This window comes from Nocardiopsis flavescens, assembly GCF_900141985.1.
Lineage (GTDB): Bacteria > Actinomycetota > Actinomycetes > Streptosporangiales > Streptosporangiaceae > Nocardiopsis > Nocardiopsis flavescens.
Genome location: NZ_FQZK01000006.1, coordinates 83,237 through 99,837, shown reverse-complemented (window position 1 = coordinate 99,837; position 16,601 = coordinate 83,237). Strand labels below are relative to the sequence as shown.

Annotated in this window: 15 protein-coding genes; 2 read left to right on the top strand and 13 right to left on the bottom strand. The window is 75.1% G+C overall.

Annotated elements, in window-relative coordinates; translation table 11 throughout:
* Positions 1 to 673 precede the first annotated feature (673 nt).
* Positions 674 to 1,096, bottom strand: a complete 423-nt coding sequence (locus tag BUE45_RS12585) for a CBS domain-containing protein (RefSeq protein ID WP_073379235.1) — start codon at positions 1,094 to 1,096, stop codon at positions 674 to 676.
* 192 nt (positions 1,097 to 1,288) lie between these two features.
* Here BUE45_RS12585 and BUE45_RS12580 point away from each other — a divergent pair, with 192 nt between their 5' ends.
* The gene (locus BUE45_RS12580) at positions 1,289 to 2,941 is read left to right on the top strand and encodes a carbamoyltransferase family protein (protein WP_073379232.1); all 1,653 of its coding nucleotides are present in this window, start codon (positions 1,289 to 1,291) and stop codon (positions 2,939 to 2,941) included.
* Positions 2,942 to 3,343: 402 nt separating this feature from the next.
* Here the strand turns inward: BUE45_RS12580 and BUE45_RS12575 are convergent, their stop codons facing one another.
* Positions 3,344 to 5,434 carry a catalase gene (locus BUE45_RS12575; RefSeq protein ID WP_073379228.1) on the bottom strand — a complete coding sequence of 697 codons (2,091 nt, stop codon included), beginning with the start codon at positions 5,432 to 5,434 and terminating at the stop codon, positions 3,344 to 3,346.
* Positions 5,435 to 5,584: 150 nt separating this feature from the next.
* On the opposite strand from BUE45_RS12575, the gene BUE45_RS12570 reads away from it, so the two are divergent.
* A complete protein-coding gene (locus BUE45_RS12570; RefSeq protein ID WP_073379225.1) occupies positions 5,585 to 6,439 on the top strand; it encodes an SDR family oxidoreductase in 855 nt (284 codons plus the stop codon).
* Positions 6,440 to 6,744: 305 nt separating this feature from the next.
* Here the strand turns inward: BUE45_RS12570 and BUE45_RS12565 are convergent, their stop codons facing one another.
* The 11 genes from BUE45_RS12565 to BUE45_RS12515 all read right to left on the bottom strand — a co-directional run bounded on the left by BUE45_RS12565 (position 6,745) and on the right by BUE45_RS12515 (position 16,476).
* Complete coding sequence (locus BUE45_RS12565; RefSeq protein WP_073379221.1) at positions 6,745 to 8,550, bottom strand: thiamine pyrophosphate-requiring protein; 1,806 nt, start codon at positions 8,548 to 8,550, stop codon at positions 6,745 to 6,747.
* Between the two features lie 114 nt (positions 8,551 to 8,664).
* Complete coding sequence (locus BUE45_RS12560) at positions 8,665 to 9,072, bottom strand: ChaB family protein (protein ID WP_073379218.1); 408 nt, start codon at positions 9,070 to 9,072, stop codon at positions 8,665 to 8,667.
* Between the two features lie 58 nt (positions 9,073 to 9,130).
* Entirely contained in the window at positions 9,131 to 10,315 is a 1,185-nt protein-coding gene (locus BUE45_RS12555; RefSeq protein WP_073379214.1) for an alcohol dehydrogenase catalytic domain-containing protein, read from the bottom strand.
* A 49-nt stretch (positions 10,316 to 10,364) separates the two neighbouring features.
* Positions 10,365 to 11,285: a LysR family transcriptional regulator gene (locus tag BUE45_RS12550; protein WP_073379210.1), complete on the bottom strand. Its 921-nt coding sequence runs from the start codon at positions 11,283 to 11,285 to the stop codon at positions 10,365 to 10,367.
* Between the two features lie 137 nt (positions 11,286 to 11,422).
* Complete coding sequence (locus BUE45_RS12545; protein WP_073379205.1) at positions 11,423 to 12,442, bottom strand: ABC transporter substrate-binding protein; 1,020 nt, start codon at positions 12,440 to 12,442, stop codon at positions 11,423 to 11,425.
* Entirely contained in the window at positions 12,439 to 13,221 is a 783-nt protein-coding gene (locus tag BUE45_RS12540) for an ABC transporter ATP-binding protein (RefSeq protein WP_073379202.1), read from the bottom strand. The genes BUE45_RS12545 and BUE45_RS12540 overlap by 4 nt, the downstream gene beginning before the upstream one ends.
* Entirely contained in the window at positions 13,221 to 14,312 is a 1,092-nt protein-coding gene (locus BUE45_RS12535) for a FecCD family ABC transporter permease (protein ID WP_073379564.1), read from the bottom strand. The genes BUE45_RS12540 and BUE45_RS12535 overlap by 1 nt, the downstream gene beginning before the upstream one ends.
* 223 nt (positions 14,313 to 14,535) lie before the next feature.
* Complete coding sequence (gene rpsN / locus BUE45_RS12530; protein ID WP_073379199.1) at positions 14,536 to 14,841, bottom strand: 30S ribosomal protein S14; 306 nt, start codon at positions 14,839 to 14,841, stop codon at positions 14,536 to 14,538.
* Position 14,842: 1 nt separating this feature from the next.
* Positions 14,843 to 15,079: a 50S ribosomal protein L28 gene (gene rpmB, locus BUE45_RS12525; RefSeq protein WP_073379195.1), complete on the bottom strand. Its 237-nt coding sequence runs from the start codon at positions 15,077 to 15,079 to the stop codon at positions 14,843 to 14,845.
* Positions 15,080 to 15,129: 50 nt separating this feature from the next.
* On the bottom strand, positions 15,130 to 15,378 hold the full coding sequence (gene rpsR, locus BUE45_RS12520; protein WP_073379192.1) for a 30S ribosomal protein S18: 249 nt from the start codon (positions 15,376 to 15,378) through the stop codon (positions 15,130 to 15,132).
* Positions 15,379 to 15,390: 12 nt separating this feature from the next.
* Entirely contained in the window at positions 15,391 to 16,476 is a 1,086-nt protein-coding gene (locus BUE45_RS12515) for a CobW family GTP-binding protein (protein ID WP_073379188.1), read from the bottom strand.
* Positions 16,477 to 16,601: the final 125 nt, after the last annotated feature.

The following is a 16,601-nucleotide window of genomic DNA, read 5'->3' as shown; positions in this document are numbered from 1 at the left end:
TCCGCGCCGTGGACTTGTGCGGGCCGGTCGTCCTGCTTCTCGCCTCGTCGCGGAGGCGGGGGATCGTGGCCCCGGTCACTCGGAGCCGCGAGCGCGGTTCCGAAGAGTGACCTCGGGCATCTTCCTGCCCGTTCGGCGGGCGCTTAACGTCCCGCCGCGTTGTTTTCGTGAAAGTTGACCGGTGCGTGGTGTGTCGCGTCCCCCCGGTGCGTCGCGCCGAGGGGGCGGCGGCGGGTGGTCGGGACCTCCTCCGGTCCGTGCGGGGGCGGGCCGGTGGGCCCGGCGGGGGCTCGGGCGTCGCGGGGTGTTCGCGGGTCCCCCGGTGCCGGGGGCGAGGGCGCGATCCGGCGCCTGGTGCTCCGCGGGCCGCGGCCGGGCGGGTCGGCGGCGGGTCCGGGGCGTGTGCCGGGGATTCTCGGGGGCCGGGCGGGCGGGGTCTTGCGGTCGGGTTCGGCCGGGCGGGGTGGGCGGCGGTACCGCGCGGGGCCCGCCGTCGCGCGGCGCCGCCCGGGCGGGGCGCACTCCAGGGCCCGCGGCGCGGGTGCGGCGGCGGCTGCGGCCGACGGAGCCGGGGACCGGCTCACCGGGACCGCACACGGCGCGCCGCCCGCGGACGGCGCGCCGCCCGGTCCCCCGTGACCGGGCGGCGGGCCCGCGGTGCGGGGCCGGCGCCTCACCGGTTGGGCGCCGCGGAGCTCACGCGGGCCAGCGCCGAGTCGCCGTCGACCACCCGGGCCAGGTCCCCCATGGTCACCACGCCCACGATCCGGTCGCCGTCGACCACCGGCAGGCGGCGCACGGCCCCCTCGCGCATCGTGTGGACGGCGTCGCGGATGCCGCTCTGCGGGGGCACCGTGGCCACCTCGGAGCTGCAGGCGTCGCCCGCGGTGTGCTCCGCGGGGTCGGCTCCCGCCGCCACGCACCGGACCACGATGTCGCGGTCGGTGACGATGCCCAGGAGGTGGTCGCCCTCCGCCACCAGGACGTCGCCCAGGTCGGAGTCGCGCATGATCTGCGCGACCTCCCGCAGGGGCGTGTCGGGCGCGACCGTGCGCACCGGTGCGGTCATCACGTCGGAAATGCTGTTCACGGACATTCTCGGCACCTCTCCTCGGATCCGGGATTTGGGGATGCACGGGGCCACTAGCCCTGCGGGCGCGGGGTAAACACCCGCGCCCCGCAGGCCCCGGGGCGGGCGGCGGCCATGTTTAGCGGCCGTTCCCACAGGTAGTCGGGGGGTGGCGTCGAGCACCGGCTCGTCCGTCCACAACGGGAGGTGGCCGAACCCATGCGCGTCCTCGGAGTCAACGCGGTCTTCCACGACCCGGCCGCGGCCCTGGTGGTCGACGGCCGTACGGTCGCGGCCGCCGAGGAGGAGCGCTTTTCACGGCGCAGGCACGGCAAGGAGCCGGTCCCCTTCTCCACCTGGGAGCTTCCGGTGGAGGCGATGCGCTGGTGCCTGGAGCAGGGCGGCCTGGAGCCGTCGGACCTGGACGCCGTCACGTACTCCTACCACCCCGACCTGGCCGACCCCGACGGCCCCGGGCAGGACGCGACCTGGGAGCACCTGCGCCTCTTCTACGTCGAGCGGGCGCCGCTCTTTTTGGAGGAGGCGCTGCCCGGGCTGGACCGGAGCCGGGTGGTGTACGTGCCCCACCACCTGGCCCACGCCGCCTCGGCGGTGTACGCGGCGCCGCCCTTCGAGGGCGGGCGCGACACGCTGGTCTTCGCCGCGGACGGGCGGGGCGAGTCCACCTCGCACCTGGTCGGCGCCTACACGTCCGGGGGGCTGGAGGTCCTGGCCCGCCAGCCGCTGCCCGACTCCCTGGGGCTGGTGTACGAGGAGCTCACCGAGCACCTGGGCTTCCACCGCTCCGGCGACGAGCACGAGGTCATGGCCCTGGCCTCCTACGGGGAGCCCTCGATGCTCGACGAGGTGCGCGGCCACCTGCGGTACGAGGGCGGGGGGCGCGTCCGCGCCCGCGGTGTCCCCTGGGAGTCCCTGGCGCCCCGCCGCGATCCCGGGAGCGCCCCCGGGCGGGAGCACGCCGACCTGGCCGCGAGCGTCCAGGAGGCGACGGAGGAGGCGATCCTGGGCGTCCTGGGCTGGGCCTACGAGCGGACCCGGCTGCGGCGGCTGGTGATGGCGGGCGGGGTCGCCCTCAACTGCGCGGCCAACAGCCGCGTCCTCCGCGAGGGGCCCTTCGACGACGTGTGGGTGCAGCCCGCCGCCGGGGACGCGGGCACCGCCCTGGGCGGCGCCCTGTACGCGGCGGCCAAGGCGGGGGACGACCCGCGGCCGATGCCCGGGGCCGACCTGGGGCGCTCCTGGGGCGAGGAGGAGCTCGCCGGCCTGCTGGACGAGGCCGACGTCGCCGTCGAGCGTCCCGGCGACCTGGCCGCCGCCGTCGCCGAGGCCCTGGCCGGCAACGCGCTGGTGGCCTGGTTCCAGGGACGCTCGGAGTACGGCCCCCGCGCCCTCGGGCACCGCTCCCTGCTGGCCCACCCGGCCGACCCCGGCAACCCCGAACGCCTCAACCGGGTCAAGGGCCGCGAGTCCTTCCGACCGGTGGCCCCGATGGTGGCGCAGGACCGTGCGCCGGAGATCTTCTTCGGCGGGCCCCTGCCCAGCCCGTACATGCTCTTCCTCCACCAGGTGGCCCGGGGGTGGAGCGAGCGCATCCCCGCCGTCGTCCACGTCGACGGCACGGCCCGCGCGCAGACCGTCTCGGCCGAGGACGACCCGCTCACGGCGCGCCTGCTCTCGGAGTTCGAGGCGCGCACCGGGCTGCCGGTCCTGGTCAACACCGGCCTCGACACGGCGGGCCGCCCCAGGGTGGACTCCCCGCGCGACGCCCTGGAGTTCTTCGGTTCCGCGCCCGTGGACGTGCTGGCCATCGGCCCGTTCCTGGTGCGCCGCCGCGGGGAGGGCGCCGGCTGAGTCCGGGCGGGCGGCGACCGCGGGGCGCGTGCCCTTCGTAGGCCGGTCGGGTGTGTCGGGCGGCGTGGTGACTGCTTCGCGGGGCGCCGGTGTACGGCTCTTTTCGGGCCGTGGTTCGCGGGGGTGGGGTGTGCTCGGTCGGCCGGTGTGGCGGGGCCTCGTGGGATACGGGTGCGCGATCCCCTCGGGCGGCGGCCCGCAGAGGGCGGGGTGTGTTCCGCCGGGCGGTCGGGTGTGTCGTTCGGCGGGGGGTCTCGCGGGGTGCGGGTGCGCGGCGGCCGTCGGGCCGAACGGACCCGCCGCCCCGAACAGGGCCGGGGCCCGCCGGGGGCGCAGGACCTGTGACGCGCGAACGAGGGGAGGGCGCGCCGCCGACGGCGGCGCGCCCCTCGTCCGTGCCGGTCAGGCCGGGATCGCCCCGGTGGGGCGGTCCCAGACGCGGTGCAGGCCGATCAGCCGGGCGAACTCGGCGGCGCAGGTGCCGTCGGCCTCCGGGGCGACCACCACGCCCAGCTCCTCCCGGGTCCGCTGCGCCGGGGTCACCGCGCGCTCGGGCAGCGGCGGCGCCACCCCCAGCTCCGCCCCCGCGCCCACCAGCGCCACCGGCTTGTGGTGCTTGTACGCCTCCAGCACGAAGTGGCGGGCCAGGCCGTCACCGGACAGCACCGCCACCGAGTCGGCCCCGTCGGGCACCGCCACCGCGTCGTAGAGCACCGAGGACACCGTGGGCAGCGCCCGGTCCACCGCCAGCTCGCCGCCGTCGGAGGTGCGCACCGTGCCGTCGGCCGGGGCCAGCAGCTCCACCACCGCGCCGTCGCGGGCCAGCGGTTCGCGCAGCCCCTCCACGCTCGCCGCGTCCACGCCGTCCGCGACCAGCAGCGCGACCTGGCGGCCCACCACCGACCCGAAGGTCGTGCGGGCCTGGCTCAGCGCGGGCGAGGACCGCCCGTGGTTGCGCGCCGAACCCTCCTCGGGCGGCTCCACCCCCACGCCCTCGGCCACCGCCCGGGCCAGGCCGGCGTCCACGTTGACGAGGTTGGCGACCATCCGGCGGCGCACCCCGACGTCCTCGCACTTGCCCAGCTCGAACCGGAACGCCGCCACGAGGTGCTCGCGCTCCCAGGAGGCCAGGCTGTTGTAGAACAGGGTCGCCTGGGAGTAGTGGTCCTTGAAGCTCTCGGCCCGCTCGCGGACCTTGTGCCCCTCCACCTTCTCCGTGTAGTGGCGGTACACCCCCTCGTCGGCCAGGGCCGGGCAGCCCCCGCCCACCGAGTTCGGGTAGTAGGCCGTCCGGCCCCGGTGCACCCGGTGCTGGGAGAACCCGTCCCGCTGGTTGTGGTCCACCGGCGCCACCGGCCGGTTCACCGGGATGTGCTGGAAGTTGGGCCCGCCCAGCCGGAGCAGCTGGGTGTCCAGGTAGGAGAAGTTGCGGGCCTGGAGCAGCGGGTCGTTGGTGAAGTCGATGCCCGGTACCACGTTGGCCGTGTGGAAGGCCACCTGCTCGGTCTCGGCGAAGAAGTTGTCCGGGTTGCGGTTCAGGGTCAGCCTGCCCACCGGCCGCACCGGCACCTCCTCCTCCGGGATGATCTTGGTGGCGTCCAGCAGGTCGAAGTCGAACGCGTGCTCGTCCTCCTCCGGCACCAGCTGCACGCCCAGCTCCCACTCGGGGAACTGCCCGCGCTCGATGGAGTCCCACAGGTCGCGCCGGTTGAAGTCGGGGTCCTTGCCCTGGATGCGCTGCGCCTCGTCCCAGACCAGGGAGTGGGTGCCCAGCAGCGGCTTCCAGTGGAACTTGACGAACGTCCCCCGGCCCTGCGCGTTGACGAACCGGAAAGTGTGCACCCCGAACCCCTGCATGGTCCGGTAGCTGCGCGGCACGGCCCGGTCCGACATCAGCCACATCATCATGTGCGTGGTCTCGGGCTGGAGCCCCGCGAAGTCCCACAGGGTGTCGTGCGCCGACTGGGCCTGCGGGATCTCGTTGTGCGGCTCGGGTTTGACGGCGTGCACGAAGTCCGGGAACTTGATCCCGTCCTGGATGAAGAAGACCGGCATGTTGTTGCCGACCAGGTCGTAGTTGCCCTGCTCGGTGTAGAACTTCACCGCGAAGCCGCGCACGTCGCGCACCGTGTCCGCCGAGCCGCGCGAACCGGCCACGGTCGAGAAGCGCACGAACACCGGCGTGACCACGTCCGGACCGCTCAGGAAGTGCGCCGCGGTCAGGTCCGACAGCCCCTCGTACGGGCGGAAGCTCCCGTAGGCCGCCGCGCCGCGGGCGTGCACCACCCGCTCGGGGATGCGCTCGTGGTCGAAGTGGGTGATCTTCTCCCGGGCGTGGAAGTCCTCCAGCAGCGTGGGCCCGCGCCCCCCCGCGGTGAGCGAGTTGTCGGTGTCGTCCACCCGCACCCCGGTCTCGGTGGTCAGCGGCCCCTCGGAGTCGGTGCGCGCCTCGTCGAGCGCCCGGTCCTTGGCATCGCGCCTGTCGTTGTTCATGCTGCTCCCCCTCGGTTCCCCCTGCACTCCTCGGATGCCACTGACCGGTCCGCCCGGGACGAAACACGGGGCCAGCGCCCCGCCGCCGCCATGTGTGGGCGACGGGGAACGGGGCAGTGGCACGCGCGACGGCGAGGGAGGGAGCACAAGATGACGGAGAAGCAGCCCCCGGCACAGAGCCAGCCCTATCCGGGGCGCACCGAACCCATGGAGCCCCGACCGCGCGACGAGATGCGCGGCTACCGGGGCACCGGGCTTCTGGAGGGCAAGCGGGCCCTGATCACCGGCGCCGACTCGGGCATCGGCCGGGCCGTGGCGGTGGCCTTCGCCAAGGAGGGCGCCGACGTGGTGTTCGGCTACCTCAGCGAGGACGCCGAGGCCCAGCACACCGTGGGCCTGGTCCAGGAGCAGGGGCGGCGCGCCGTGGGGGTGCGCGGCGACCTCGCCGACGAGTCCTACTGCGCGCACCTGGTGCGCCGGGCGGTGGAGGAGCTGGGCGGGATCGACATCCTGGTCGAGCACGCCGCCACCCAGTCCCCGGTGGACGACGTCACGGAGCTGACCACCGAGCAGCTGCGCCGCACCTTCGACGTCAACGTCATGGGGGTGTTCTGGACGGTGCGCGAGGCCGTGCCGCACCTGCCCGAGGGCGGGTCGATCATCATCACCGGGTCGATCAACGGGCTGCGCGGCAACGACACGCTCATCGACTACGCGGCGAGCAAGTCCGCGGTCATGAACCTGTCGCTGTCGCTCTCGCAGTCCCTCATGGACCGCGGCATCCGGGTGAACTGCGTGGCGCCCGGGCCGGTGTGGACGCCCCTGATCCCCTCCACCCTGGGGGCGGAGGGGGCCGAGGGGTTCGGGAAGCAGGCGCCCATGGGCCGGGCGGCCGACCCCGACGAGATCGCGCCCTCGTACGTGTTCTTCGCGAGCGACCGATTGTCGTCGTACTACACGGGGGAGACCCTGGCGCCGACCGGCGGGGAGATCCAGGCGGGCTGACCGCGCACGCGGGCACCGCGGCGGGGGCGGGGCGGACCAAGTCCGTCCCGCCCCCGCGTGCGTCGGCCGGTGCGCCGCTTCCGGTGGGCGTGGCAGGCGCGGCCACGGCCCCCCGCTCGTGTGCGTCAGTCGTCGCGCACCGGCTCGTCGCGGCCGTTCATCGCCCCGCCCCCGCGCGTGTGCGTCGGCCGAGGTGTTCGGGATGCCCGGGGAGGGGCGGGCCCGCCCCTCCCCGGCGCGTGTGCGTCAGTCGTGGGGACGGACAGCGTACGCGGTACGCGGTGAGCCCGCCCCGCGCGCGTGCGTCAGTCCCGCCGGGGCAGGAACTCCTGCGCCTTGGCGGCCAGGCCGCGGGCGATGACGCCGCGCCGGTCGGGGTCCCCCGACAGCAGGGCCTTGACGGTGTCCACCAGCTGCTCGCGGTCCACCTGGGGCGGGATCGGCGGCACGTCCGCGTCGCAGCGCACGTCGATCAGCGCCGGGCGGTCGGCGCTCAGCGCCCGGTCCCAGGCCGGGCCCACGTCCTCGGGCCGGTCCACGGTGATGCCGACCAGCCCCGCCTGCTCGGCGAAGGCCGCGTAGGACAGCTCCGGCAGGTCCTGGGAGAACGGGGTCTTGGGGGACCCGCCCATGGCGCGCAGCTCCCAGGTCACCTGGTTGAGGTCGTTGTTGTGCAGCACGCACACCACCAGCCGGGGGTCGTCCCACAGCTCGTGGTACCGGCGGGCGGTGAGCAGCTCCATCAGGCCGTTCATCTGCATGGCGCCGTCGCCGACCAGCGCCACGGCCGGCCGGTCCGGTGCCGCGAACTTGGCGCCGATGGCGTACGGCACCGCGCACCCCATGGTCGCCAGCGTCCCCGAGAGCGAGCCGCGCATGCCCGGCCGCATCCGCAGCAGCCGCGCGTACCAGTTGGTGACCGAGCCGGAGTCGGCGGTGACCACCGCGTCGTCCGGCACGCGCAGGGACAGCTCGTGCACCACCAGCATCGGGTTGACCGGGTCGGCGGGCACCCGCGCCTGGGCGTCCAGCACCTCCCACCAGTGGGCCACGCCCTCCTCGACGGTCTCCCGCCAGCGCCGGCGCGGCTCCGCCAGCCCCTGGGCCGGGTCCAGCCGCTCCAGCAGCGCCCGCAGGGTCGCCTTGGCGTCGCCCACCAGGTTGACCTCGGTGGGGTAGCGCATGCCGATCGAGCCGGGGTCGGCGTCGATCTGCACGGCCCGGCGCCCGAACGGCGGCAGGAACTGGGAGTAGGGCATGTTGGAGCCGATGATGACCAGCGTGTCGCAGTCGCGCATCAGCTCCCAGGAGGGCCGGGTGCCCAGGAGGCCGATGCTCCCGGTGACATGCGGCAGGTCGTCGGGGAGCACGTCCTTGCCCAGCAGGGCCTTGGCGATGCCCGCGCCGGTGGCCTCGGCCAGCTCCAGGACCTCCTCGGCGGCGCCGCGGGCGCCCTGGCCGATGAGCAGGGCCACCCGCTCGCCGGCGTCGACCACCTCCGCCGCGCGGTCCAGCGCGGCCACCGGCGGCAGGGTCCGGCTCTCCTCCGAGAGCGGGTCGGGCGCGCTGGAGGGCACGTGCTTGAAGGCGTGCTCGGGCGGGGAGTAGTCCAGCTCCTGGACGTCGCCGGGGACGATCACCACGACGGGCGCGGACCGCCCCACCGCGGTGCGCACCGCCCGGTCCAGCACGTTGGGCAGCTGCTCGGGCACGGTGACGGTGGCCAGGTAGGCGGCGACGTCCTTGAACAGGGAGTGCAGGTCCACCTCCTGCTGGTAGGACCCGCCCATCGCGGTGCGGTCCGCCTGCCCCACGACCGCCACCACCGGGACCCGGTCCAGCTTGGCGTCGTAGAGGCCGTTGAGCAGGTGGATCGCCCCCGGGCCCCCGGTGGCCAGGCACACGCCCGGCTCCCCGCTGAACTTCGCGTACCCGACGGCCTCGAAGGCCGACATCTCCTCGTGGCGGCTCTGCACGAACCGGGGCCCGTCGGGCAGCCGCCCCATCTGGGCGACGAGCCCGTTGATGCCGTCCCCCGGATATCCGAAGACCTTGGTCACCCCCCATTGCGACAGTCGGCGCAGCAGGTGGTCGGCGACGCTCTGCGTCATCTCTCCCCCTCGGGTGCGGGGGCCGCGCACGGGCGCGGCCCCCGCGGATCGGTTCGGTCCGGCCCGGCGCGGGGCGCCCTCCCGGGCGGCTCCGCGCCCGCGGGCCTGTGCCGGTCAGCGCCGGGCGCGCGAGGTGCGCTCGCCGCTCTCCTTGCGCAGGGCCTCGACGAGCTCGGACTTGGTCATCCTCGACCGCCCCTCCACGCCCAGGCGGCGGGCCTGCGCGTACAGGTGGTCCTTGGTCGCGTTGGCGTCCACGCCCCCGGCGGTGCCCTTCGAGCCCTTGCGCTTCTTGGCGTCCGGGTCGGCGGCCCGGGCGTCGGAGGGCCCCTTGCCGTCCTTGGCCTCCCAGTGGTCGCCGACCTTCTCGAAGGTGTGCTTGACGGCGGCCATGGCCACCCGGTGGGCGCGTTCGCCCTCGCCGTACTGCTCCACGGCGGAGTCGTGGGCCTTGATCCAGGTGCGCTGGGCCTTCTTGGAGGACCGGCGCAGGGTGTCGGGCAGTTCCCGGGTCCCGGGCATGGGACCCACCTCCTTCATCCGGTGTCGTGCTCTGCGTGCGGGGCGCGCGGGGGCGGGGTCAGGGCCGGAAGAGGACCTTGACGGCGCCGTCCCGCTTGGCCTGGAACATCGCGTAGGCGTCGGCCGCCCCGTCCAGGCCGACGTGGTGGGTGGCGAAGTCCTCCACCCCCAGCACGTCGCGCTCGTCCAGCAGGGGCAGGATGTCGGGCGCCCACCGGCGCACGTTGGCCTGGCCCATGCGGAGCTGGATCTGCTTGTCGAAGAGGGTCAGCATCGGCAGCGGGTCGGCGGTGCCGCCGTACACGCCGATGACCGAGATGGTGCCGCCCCGCCGCACCAGCTCGATGGCGGTCTGCAGCGCCGAGAGCCGGTCCACGCCCGCGGTCTCCATGAGCCTGGCCGCGGCGCCCTTGGGCAGGAACGAGGTGATCCGCTGGGCGAGGCGGGCCGACCCGTGCCCCTGCGCCTCCAGGCCCACCGCGTCGATGACGGCGTCGGGCCCCTGCCCGCGGGTGCGCTCGCGGATCGTCCCGATGAGGTCGTCGGTGCCGCCGGAGGGGTCGAACACGTCCACGCCCCGGGAGGCGGCGCGCCCGCGCCGCTCCGGCACCGGGTCCACCCCGAACACCTGGCCCGCGCCCAGGTGGCGGGCCACCCGGCAGCACATGTCGCCGATGGGGCCCAGCCCCAGCACGGCGACCGACCCGCCCTCGGGGACGTCCGCGTACTTCACGGCCTGCCAGGCCGTGGGCAGCACGTCCGACAGCAGGACGTAGCGGTCGTCGGTCCCGTGGGAGGGCACCGGGATGGCGTTGGCCTCGGCCCGGGGCACCCGCAGGTACTCGGCCTGGGCGCCGGGGACCGACCCGTACAGGGAGCTGTAGCCGTAGATGGCCGCCCCGGTGCCCTGCTCGTCGTCGCGGGTGTTCTCGCACTGGGTCTGGAGCCCGCTCCCGCACGTCGCGCAGTGGCCGCAGGAGATCTGGAAGGGGACCACCACCCGGTCGCCCGGGGCCAGGGCGCTCACGCCCGGGCCGACCTCCTCGACCGTGCCCAGGGGCTCGTGGCCCAGGATGTCGCCCTCGTTCATGAAGGGCCCCAGGACCTCGTACAGGTGCAGGTCCGACCCGCACAGGCCGGAGGCGTCCACCCGCAGGACCACGTCCCCGGGCTCCTCGATCCGCGGATCGGGCACCTCCTCGGTGCGTACGTCGCGGGTGCCGTGCCACACGACCGCCTTCATGGCCCCTCCTCCGTGGTGGGAAGCGTGTCGGTCCGTCGTGGGCGGGCCACTACCCGGGCGCCCCCGCGGAAAACACCGGGTCCCGGGGCTCCAGGGGTTCGGGGAGGGCGCGCAGGAACGCGGAGACGACCTGGTCGGTGGTGCGGACGACCGCGCTGACCCGCCAGGGCCGGTCGGCGGCCTCGGCCAGCGGCAGGGCGGGCAGGCCCGCGGCGTGGGTCTTGCGCGCCACCGGTGCCGGGACCAGCGCCAGGGCCAGGCCGCGCCGGACCAGGTCGATGAGGGTGTGGATGTCGTTGACCGTGTACCGGACCCGGCGCTGCACCCCCTGGGCGGCGAGGGCGTCCTCGTTGATCTCGCGGGCGGCCCAGCCGTGCGCCAGGTCCACGAACCCGTGCCCGTCCAGGTCGGTCCAGCGCACGGACTCGCGCTCGGACAGGGGGTGGTCGGGCGGGCAGAGCAGCAGCAGGGGCTCCGCGGCCAGGGGCAGCCAGCGCAGTCCGTCCGTGGGGCGCCCGGCGCCGCCCGCGGCGACGAACGCCACGTCCAGGGAGCCCTGGCGCATCCGCTCCAGCAGGGTCGTGCTGCCGGCCTGGTCGAACACGATGTCCACGTGCGGGTGGCGGCGGTGGAAGCGGGCCAGCAGCTCGGTGATGTCGATGACGCCCAGGCACTGCTCGCTGCCCAGCCGCAGCGACCCCCGGAGGTGGGTGGTGGTGGCCGCGACGGCGTCGCGGCCCGCGGCGGCCAGGTCGAGCATGGCGCGGGCCTTGGGCAGCAGGGCGAACCCCGCCGGGGACAGCTCCACGCTGCGGGTGGTGCGGTGGAACAGCGGCGAGCCGAGTTCGCGCTCCAGGGTGCGGATGGCCGCGGACAGCCCCGACTGGGACACGTGGGTGCGTTCGGCGGCGCGGGTGAAGCTGCGCTCCTCGGCGACGGCGATGAAGTACTCGACCTGGCGTAGTTCCACGGCGTTCATTATCCGCGGGGCCGGGGCCCGCCCGCGGGCGGGCCCCGGCCCGGACGGGCGCACCGGCCCGTCGGCGGCCTGCGGCGGGGGAGCCCGCCACAGGCCGCGGAACCGGGTCCACCGCCCCGGCTGGCGCGTCAGGCGGCGCGCTCGCGCAGGTACTCGGCGAACTTCTCCACGCCGTCGATGTTGCGCGGGCCGGAGATGCCCTCGTTGTAGTCCAGGACGAAGTAGTCGTCCGCGCGCACCGCCGGGACGTCGGCCAGCGCGGGCAGCCCCTCCAGGTAGGCGATCTTGTCCTCGGCGGGCTGGTCCCCGTAGTCCAGGATGACGATCACCTCCGGTTCGGCCTCCACGACGGCCTCCCAGCCCACCTGGGTCCAGCGCTCGTCGAGGCCGTCGAAGACGTTGCGGCCCCCCGCGAACCGGATGATGTCGTTGGGCGGCACCTGGGAGCCGGCCGTGAACGCCTGGTCGGTGCCCGAGTCGTACAGGAACACCGGAACCGGGTCGCCCCCGGGGGCCTGCTCCTGGACCGCCTCGACCCGGGCGCGGTAGTCGGCGACCACCTCGGCGGCGCGGTCCTGGACGCCGAAGATCGCCCCCAGCCGCTCCAGGTCGGTGTACAGCCCCTCGAACGGCTCGACCCGCTCGGGGAAGCCGGGGTAGTTGTAGCACGACTCGGTGTGCATGAAGCTCTGGATGCCGAGCCCGTCGAGGATCTCCGGGGTGATGCCGCGCTGGTCGCTGAACCCGGAGTTCCACCCGGCGACGACGAAGTCGGCCTCGGCGTCCACGACCAGCTCGCGGTTGAGCAGGTCGTCGCTGAGGAACTCCACCGCCGCGTAGTCGTCGGCCCACGGGGACTCCGAGACGGGCGGGTTGGCCGGGGGCATCACGTAGCCGTGCACGTGGTCGGCCAGGCCCAGCGCGAACATCTTGTCGGCGCTGCCGCCCTCGTACACCACGGCCCGCTCGGGGGTGGTGTACTCCACGGGCTCGCCGCAGCGGTCGACGGTGGCGGTCGCGGACCCGGCGCCGGCGCCGGCCTGCTCGGGGTCCTGTTCGACCCGGGCGCCGCAGCCGGTGGCGGCCAGCGCCGCCAGCGCCAGGGACGCGGCGGCCAGCGGCCGCAGGGGGAGGGGGCGGTGGTTCACGGGGTGCCTTCCTGATGGGTGAGCCGGTAGAGGAGCTGGGGCGCGCCGGTGAGCGGGTGGGGGACCACGGTGGCCTCCACGCCGAACGCCTCGCGCACCAGGGCGGGGGTGAGCACGTCGGCGGGCGGCCCGGCGGCCACCAGCCGTCCGCCGCTCAGGACGCCGAGGCGGTCGCAGGCCGCCGCCGCCAGGTTGAGGTCGTGCAGGACGACCAGGGTGGTGACGCCGACCTCGCGCAGCAGCGACAGCAGGTGGATCTGGTGGCGCACGTCCAGGTGGTTGGTGGGCTCGTCCAGCACCAGCACCCGGGGCTCCTGCACCAGGGCGCGCGCCATGAGCACCCGCTGGCGCTCGCCGCCCGACAGGGTCAGCACGCCGCGGTGCGCGAGGTGGGCGACGTCCATGGACTCCATGGCGCTCGCGCACAGCTCCCGTTCGCGGGCGGTCAGCGGCCCGTTGCCGCGCTGGTGGGGGACCCGTCCCAGGGCCACGACCTCGGCGACGGTGAAGTCGAGGTCGCTGCTGCTCTCCTGGGTGAGGGCGGCCACCCGGCGGGCGCCCTCGCGGGGCTTGAGGGAGGCCAGGTCGTCGCCGCCCACGCGGACCGTGCCGCCGGTGGGGCGCAGCGCCCGGTACACGCAGCGCAGGGCGGTGGACTTGCCCGACCCGTTGGGGCCGACCAGGCCCACCACGGACCCGTCGGGGACGTCCAGGGACAGGGAGTGCACGAGGGTGGCGCCGTCGATGGCGACGGTGAGGCCGTCCAGGCTCAGGTGCATCAGCGGCCTCCGAACAGGTAGCCGCGGCGGCGCATCAGCAGCAGGAACACCGGGACGCCGATGAGCGCGGTGAGCACGCCCAGCGGGAGTTCGCGGGGGGCGGCGACGGTGCGCGAGGCCAGGTCCACCCAGACCATGAGCACCGCCCCGGCCAGCGGGGCGACGGTGAGCACACGCCGGTGGGCGGCGCCGACGAGGATGCGCACCACGTGCGGGACCACCAGGCCGACGAACCCGATCGCGCCGCTGACGGCGACCATCGCCCCGGTCATCAGCGCCGTGACCAGGAACAGCACCCGGCGCAGCCGCTCGGTGTCCACGCCCAGGCTCGCGGCGGTCTCGTCGCCCAGGGCGGTGGCGTCCAGGCGTCGGGCCAGCGTGTGCAGGACGGCCAGGCCCGCCAGCACCAGGGCGGCGACCGCCGGCAGCGACCCCCAGGTGGCGGCGCCGAACCCGCCCATGGTCCAGAACAGGACGGTGGAGGTGGCCTCGTTGCCCGGGACCAGGTAGACGATGACGCTCATGATCGCCTGGAACCCGAACGAGAGGGCGACGCCGGTCAGGACCAGCCGCAGCGGGGTGGTCCCGGCGGCGGAGCGGGAGATGAGGTGCACCAGCAGGGTCGCGGCCAGTGCCCCGGCGAAGGCGCCGGCCGAGACGGCGTAGGGCCCCAGCGCGGCCAGGGCGCCCAGCACGCCGACGGTCACCGCGCCCACGGAGGCCCCGGAGGAGACGCCCAGGATGTAGGGGTCGGCGAGGGGGTTGCGCACCAGGGCCTGGACGGCGACGCCGACCGCGCCCAGGCCGGCCCCGACCAGGGCGGCCAGCAGGACGCGGGGGGTGCGGATGTTCCAGATGATCTGGTACCGGGTGACCTCGTCGGAGGCGATGGACCCGCCGGTCAGGGCGGCCCAGAGGTAGCGCAGGGTCTCGGCGGGCGGGACCAGCGCGGTGCCCAGGCCGATGGCGGGCAGGGTGGAGGCGGCCAGGAGCAGGGCCAGCGCGGCGGCGGTGACGGCGGTCCCGGCGGGGGTCGTGAGCCACCGGGGCCGGGGTGCGGCGGGTGGGGCCGCGGGGGGTGACGCGGTCAGCGGGGGTGCTGGGGTCGGGGACACCCGTTGCTCCTGAGGGTCGGTCCGTGGACGCGCCACGGATGGAAATGACAACGGTTGTCATAGTAGAGGGCGGATGCACCCGGTGGGAGGGGAACGGGGCATACGGCCGGGGGCGCCCCCGCCGCGCGGGGGAGGAGGGGGTCTCGGCGGGGACGCCCGGACCGGAGGGGACGGCGCGCACCGGCGCCGTCCGGGCGGGCTACCAGCTGGACTTGGTGACGCCCGGCAGCTCACCGCGGTGGGCCATCTCGCGGAAGCGGATGCGCGAGAGCCCGAACCTGCGCAGGTGCCCGCGGGGGCGGCCGTCGACGGCGTCGCGGTTGCGCACCCGGGTGGCGCTGGCGTCGCGCGGCTGGCGGCGCAGCTCGGCCGCCGCGGCGTCGCGGGCGTCCGGGTCGGTGTGCGGGCTCTTGATGAGGCGCTTGAGTTCGGCGCGGCGCTCGGCGTGGCGGGCGACGACGGCCTTGCGCTGCTCGTTGCGGGCGATCTTGCTCTTCTTGGCCATGTCAGACCTTCTCCCCGCGGGCGCGGATGTCGGCGACGACGCGTTCGATGCCGCGGGCGTCGATGACCTTCATCCCCTTGGCGCTGACCCTGAGCTTGACGAACCTCCGCTCGCCGGCCAGCCAGTACCGCTTGGTCTGGATGTTGGGGTCGAAGCGGCGCTTGGTGCGCCGGTGGGAGTGGGAGATCGTGTGGCCGAAGGCGGGGGCCTTGCCGGTGACCTGGCAGACGCGGGACACGGTCGGGTCCTTCCTCTCTCTGGTGTGCTCGGGTGCTCGGGTGCGGGGGGTCAGCGGCCGGAGTGCGGACCGGGGTAGGGGAGCAGGGCCATCTCGCGCGCGTTCTTGACGGCGGCCGCGACGAGCCGCTGCTGGCGGGCGGTGATGCGGGTGACCCGGCGGCTGCGGATCTTGCCCTTCTCGGAGAGGAACCGGCGCAGCAGGTCCACGTCCTTGTAGTCGACGTGGTCCGCCTCGCCCAGGGGGTTGGCGAACCTGCGGGGCGGCTTCCTGTCCCGGGTGCGGCGCTCGGACGGCATCGGGGTCTCCTCTCAGCCCTCGGCGGCGGCGAACGGGTCGTCGGCGAAGGCGGTCTCGTCGTCGGTGGTCAGGCAGGAGTCGAGCAGGGCGGTGAGCCGGTCAGCGTCCAGGTCCACGCCGGTGAACGCCAGGTGCTGGCCCCGGTCGCCCACCGCCGGGTCCCAGTCCAGGAGGGCGGCGGTGCGCCGCGCCTCGGACACCAGCTCCAGGGCGGCCTCGGGCAGCGCCGCCAGCCAGGGCCCGGCGGCGGCGACGGTGGCCAGGTCGCGGTGGGAGTCCCACACCAGGACGGTGTCGGGGCGGCTGCCCAGCCACAGGCGCCCGCGCCCGCGGAGGGTCATGGAGACCAGGTCGTCCATGGCCTCGTGCAGCCGGCCCGGGTGCAGCGGGCGGCGGCGCGACCACACGACGGTGCGCACCCGGCCGGTGGCGCGCTCGCCGTGGTGGGAGCCCAGCGGGTCGGACCGGTGGTGCGCGGCCCCGGTGTCGAACCGGCCCGCGGTCAGCGCGGAGGTGTCGTCGGGGTCCAGCAGGGCGGCGGCCGGGTTGAGGTGCTCGACCAGCGCGCGGGCCTCGGCCAGGTGGTGGCGGCCGTGCAGGGCGATCGCGGTCGGGTACTCGATCTGGGCGGTGAGCACCTCGCTGACGGCGCGCTCGTCGTTGTCGGCGATGTCCAGGCCGCGGTCGACGAGGTCGTCGTGGCAGGCCAGGTCGGGCAGCAGCCGGTCGGCGTCGACGGCGGTGACCACCGCGGTCAGGGTCAGCTCGGACCGGGCGGCCACCGCCTCGGCGACCATGCGCGGCTCGACGCCGTCCCAGGCGTCCACGACGCACAGGTCGTACTCGCCGATGGCGGCGGTGGCCAGCAGGAAGGGCACGAGGTCCTCGCGCAGCGTGCACGAGGCACAGGCGTGGACGAGGTGGACGGGGTCGCGGGACAGCTCGCCGCGGTGGTCGCGGGTGACGCGCAGGACCTCCCCCTCGCCGATCCCGGCGAGGTCGTGGTGGACGACGAGGGTGCGCGGAACGCCCAGGGCGGCGCCGACGGCGCGCTCGCGCGCCCGGCGGTGCAGGCCGGTGATCACGGCCACGCGCATGGCCGCCTCCTCTCATTGAAAATGAAAACCATTTTCAAAACATACACGAGGTCGTCCGCGCTCCGCACGTCCGGGGTGTGATCCGCGTCTCCCGGCCCGGCGCACGCGAACGCCGCCCGGCGCGG

Excerpts from the sequence above, each read along its gene's own strand:
- BUE45_RS12515 (WP_073379188.1), bottom strand. The coding sequence starts at position 16,476 with ATGCGCGTGGCCGTGATCACCGGCCTGCACCGCCGGGCGCGCGAGCGC.
- BUE45_RS12555 (WP_073379214.1), bottom strand. The coding sequence starts at position 10,315 with ATGAAGGCGGTCGTGTGGCACGGCACCCGCGACGTACGCACCGAGGAG.
- rpsR (WP_073379192.1), bottom strand. The coding sequence starts at position 15,378 with ATGCCGTCCGAGCGCCGCACCCGGGACAGGAAGCCGCCCCGCAGGTTC.
- BUE45_RS12585 (WP_073379235.1), bottom strand. The coding sequence starts at position 1,096 with ATGTCCGTGAACAGCATTTCCGACGTGATGACCGCACCGGTGCGCACG.
- BUE45_RS12540 (WP_073379202.1), bottom strand. The coding sequence starts at position 13,221 with ATGCACCTGAGCCTGGACGGCCTCACCGTCGCCATCGACGGCGCCACC.
- BUE45_RS12560 (WP_073379218.1), bottom strand. The coding sequence starts at position 9,072 with ATGCCCGGGACCCGGGAACTGCCCGACACCCTGCGCCGGTCCTCCAAG.
- BUE45_RS12570 (WP_073379225.1), top strand. The coding sequence starts at position 5,585 with ATGACGGAGAAGCAGCCCCCGGCACAGAGCCAGCCCTATCCGGGGCGC.
- BUE45_RS12565 (WP_073379221.1), bottom strand. The coding sequence starts at position 8,550 with ATGACGCAGAGCGTCGCCGACCACCTGCTGCGCCGACTGTCGCAATGG.
- BUE45_RS12575 (WP_073379228.1), bottom strand. The coding sequence starts at position 5,434 with ATGAACAACGACAGGCGCGATGCCAAGGACCGGGCGCTCGACGAGGCG.
- rpsN (WP_073379199.1), bottom strand. The coding sequence starts at position 14,841 with ATGGCCAAGAAGAGCAAGATCGCCCGCAACGAGCAGCGCAAGGCCGTC.
- BUE45_RS12580 (WP_073379232.1), top strand. The coding sequence starts at position 1,289 with ATGCGCGTCCTCGGAGTCAACGCGGTCTTCCACGACCCGGCCGCGGCC.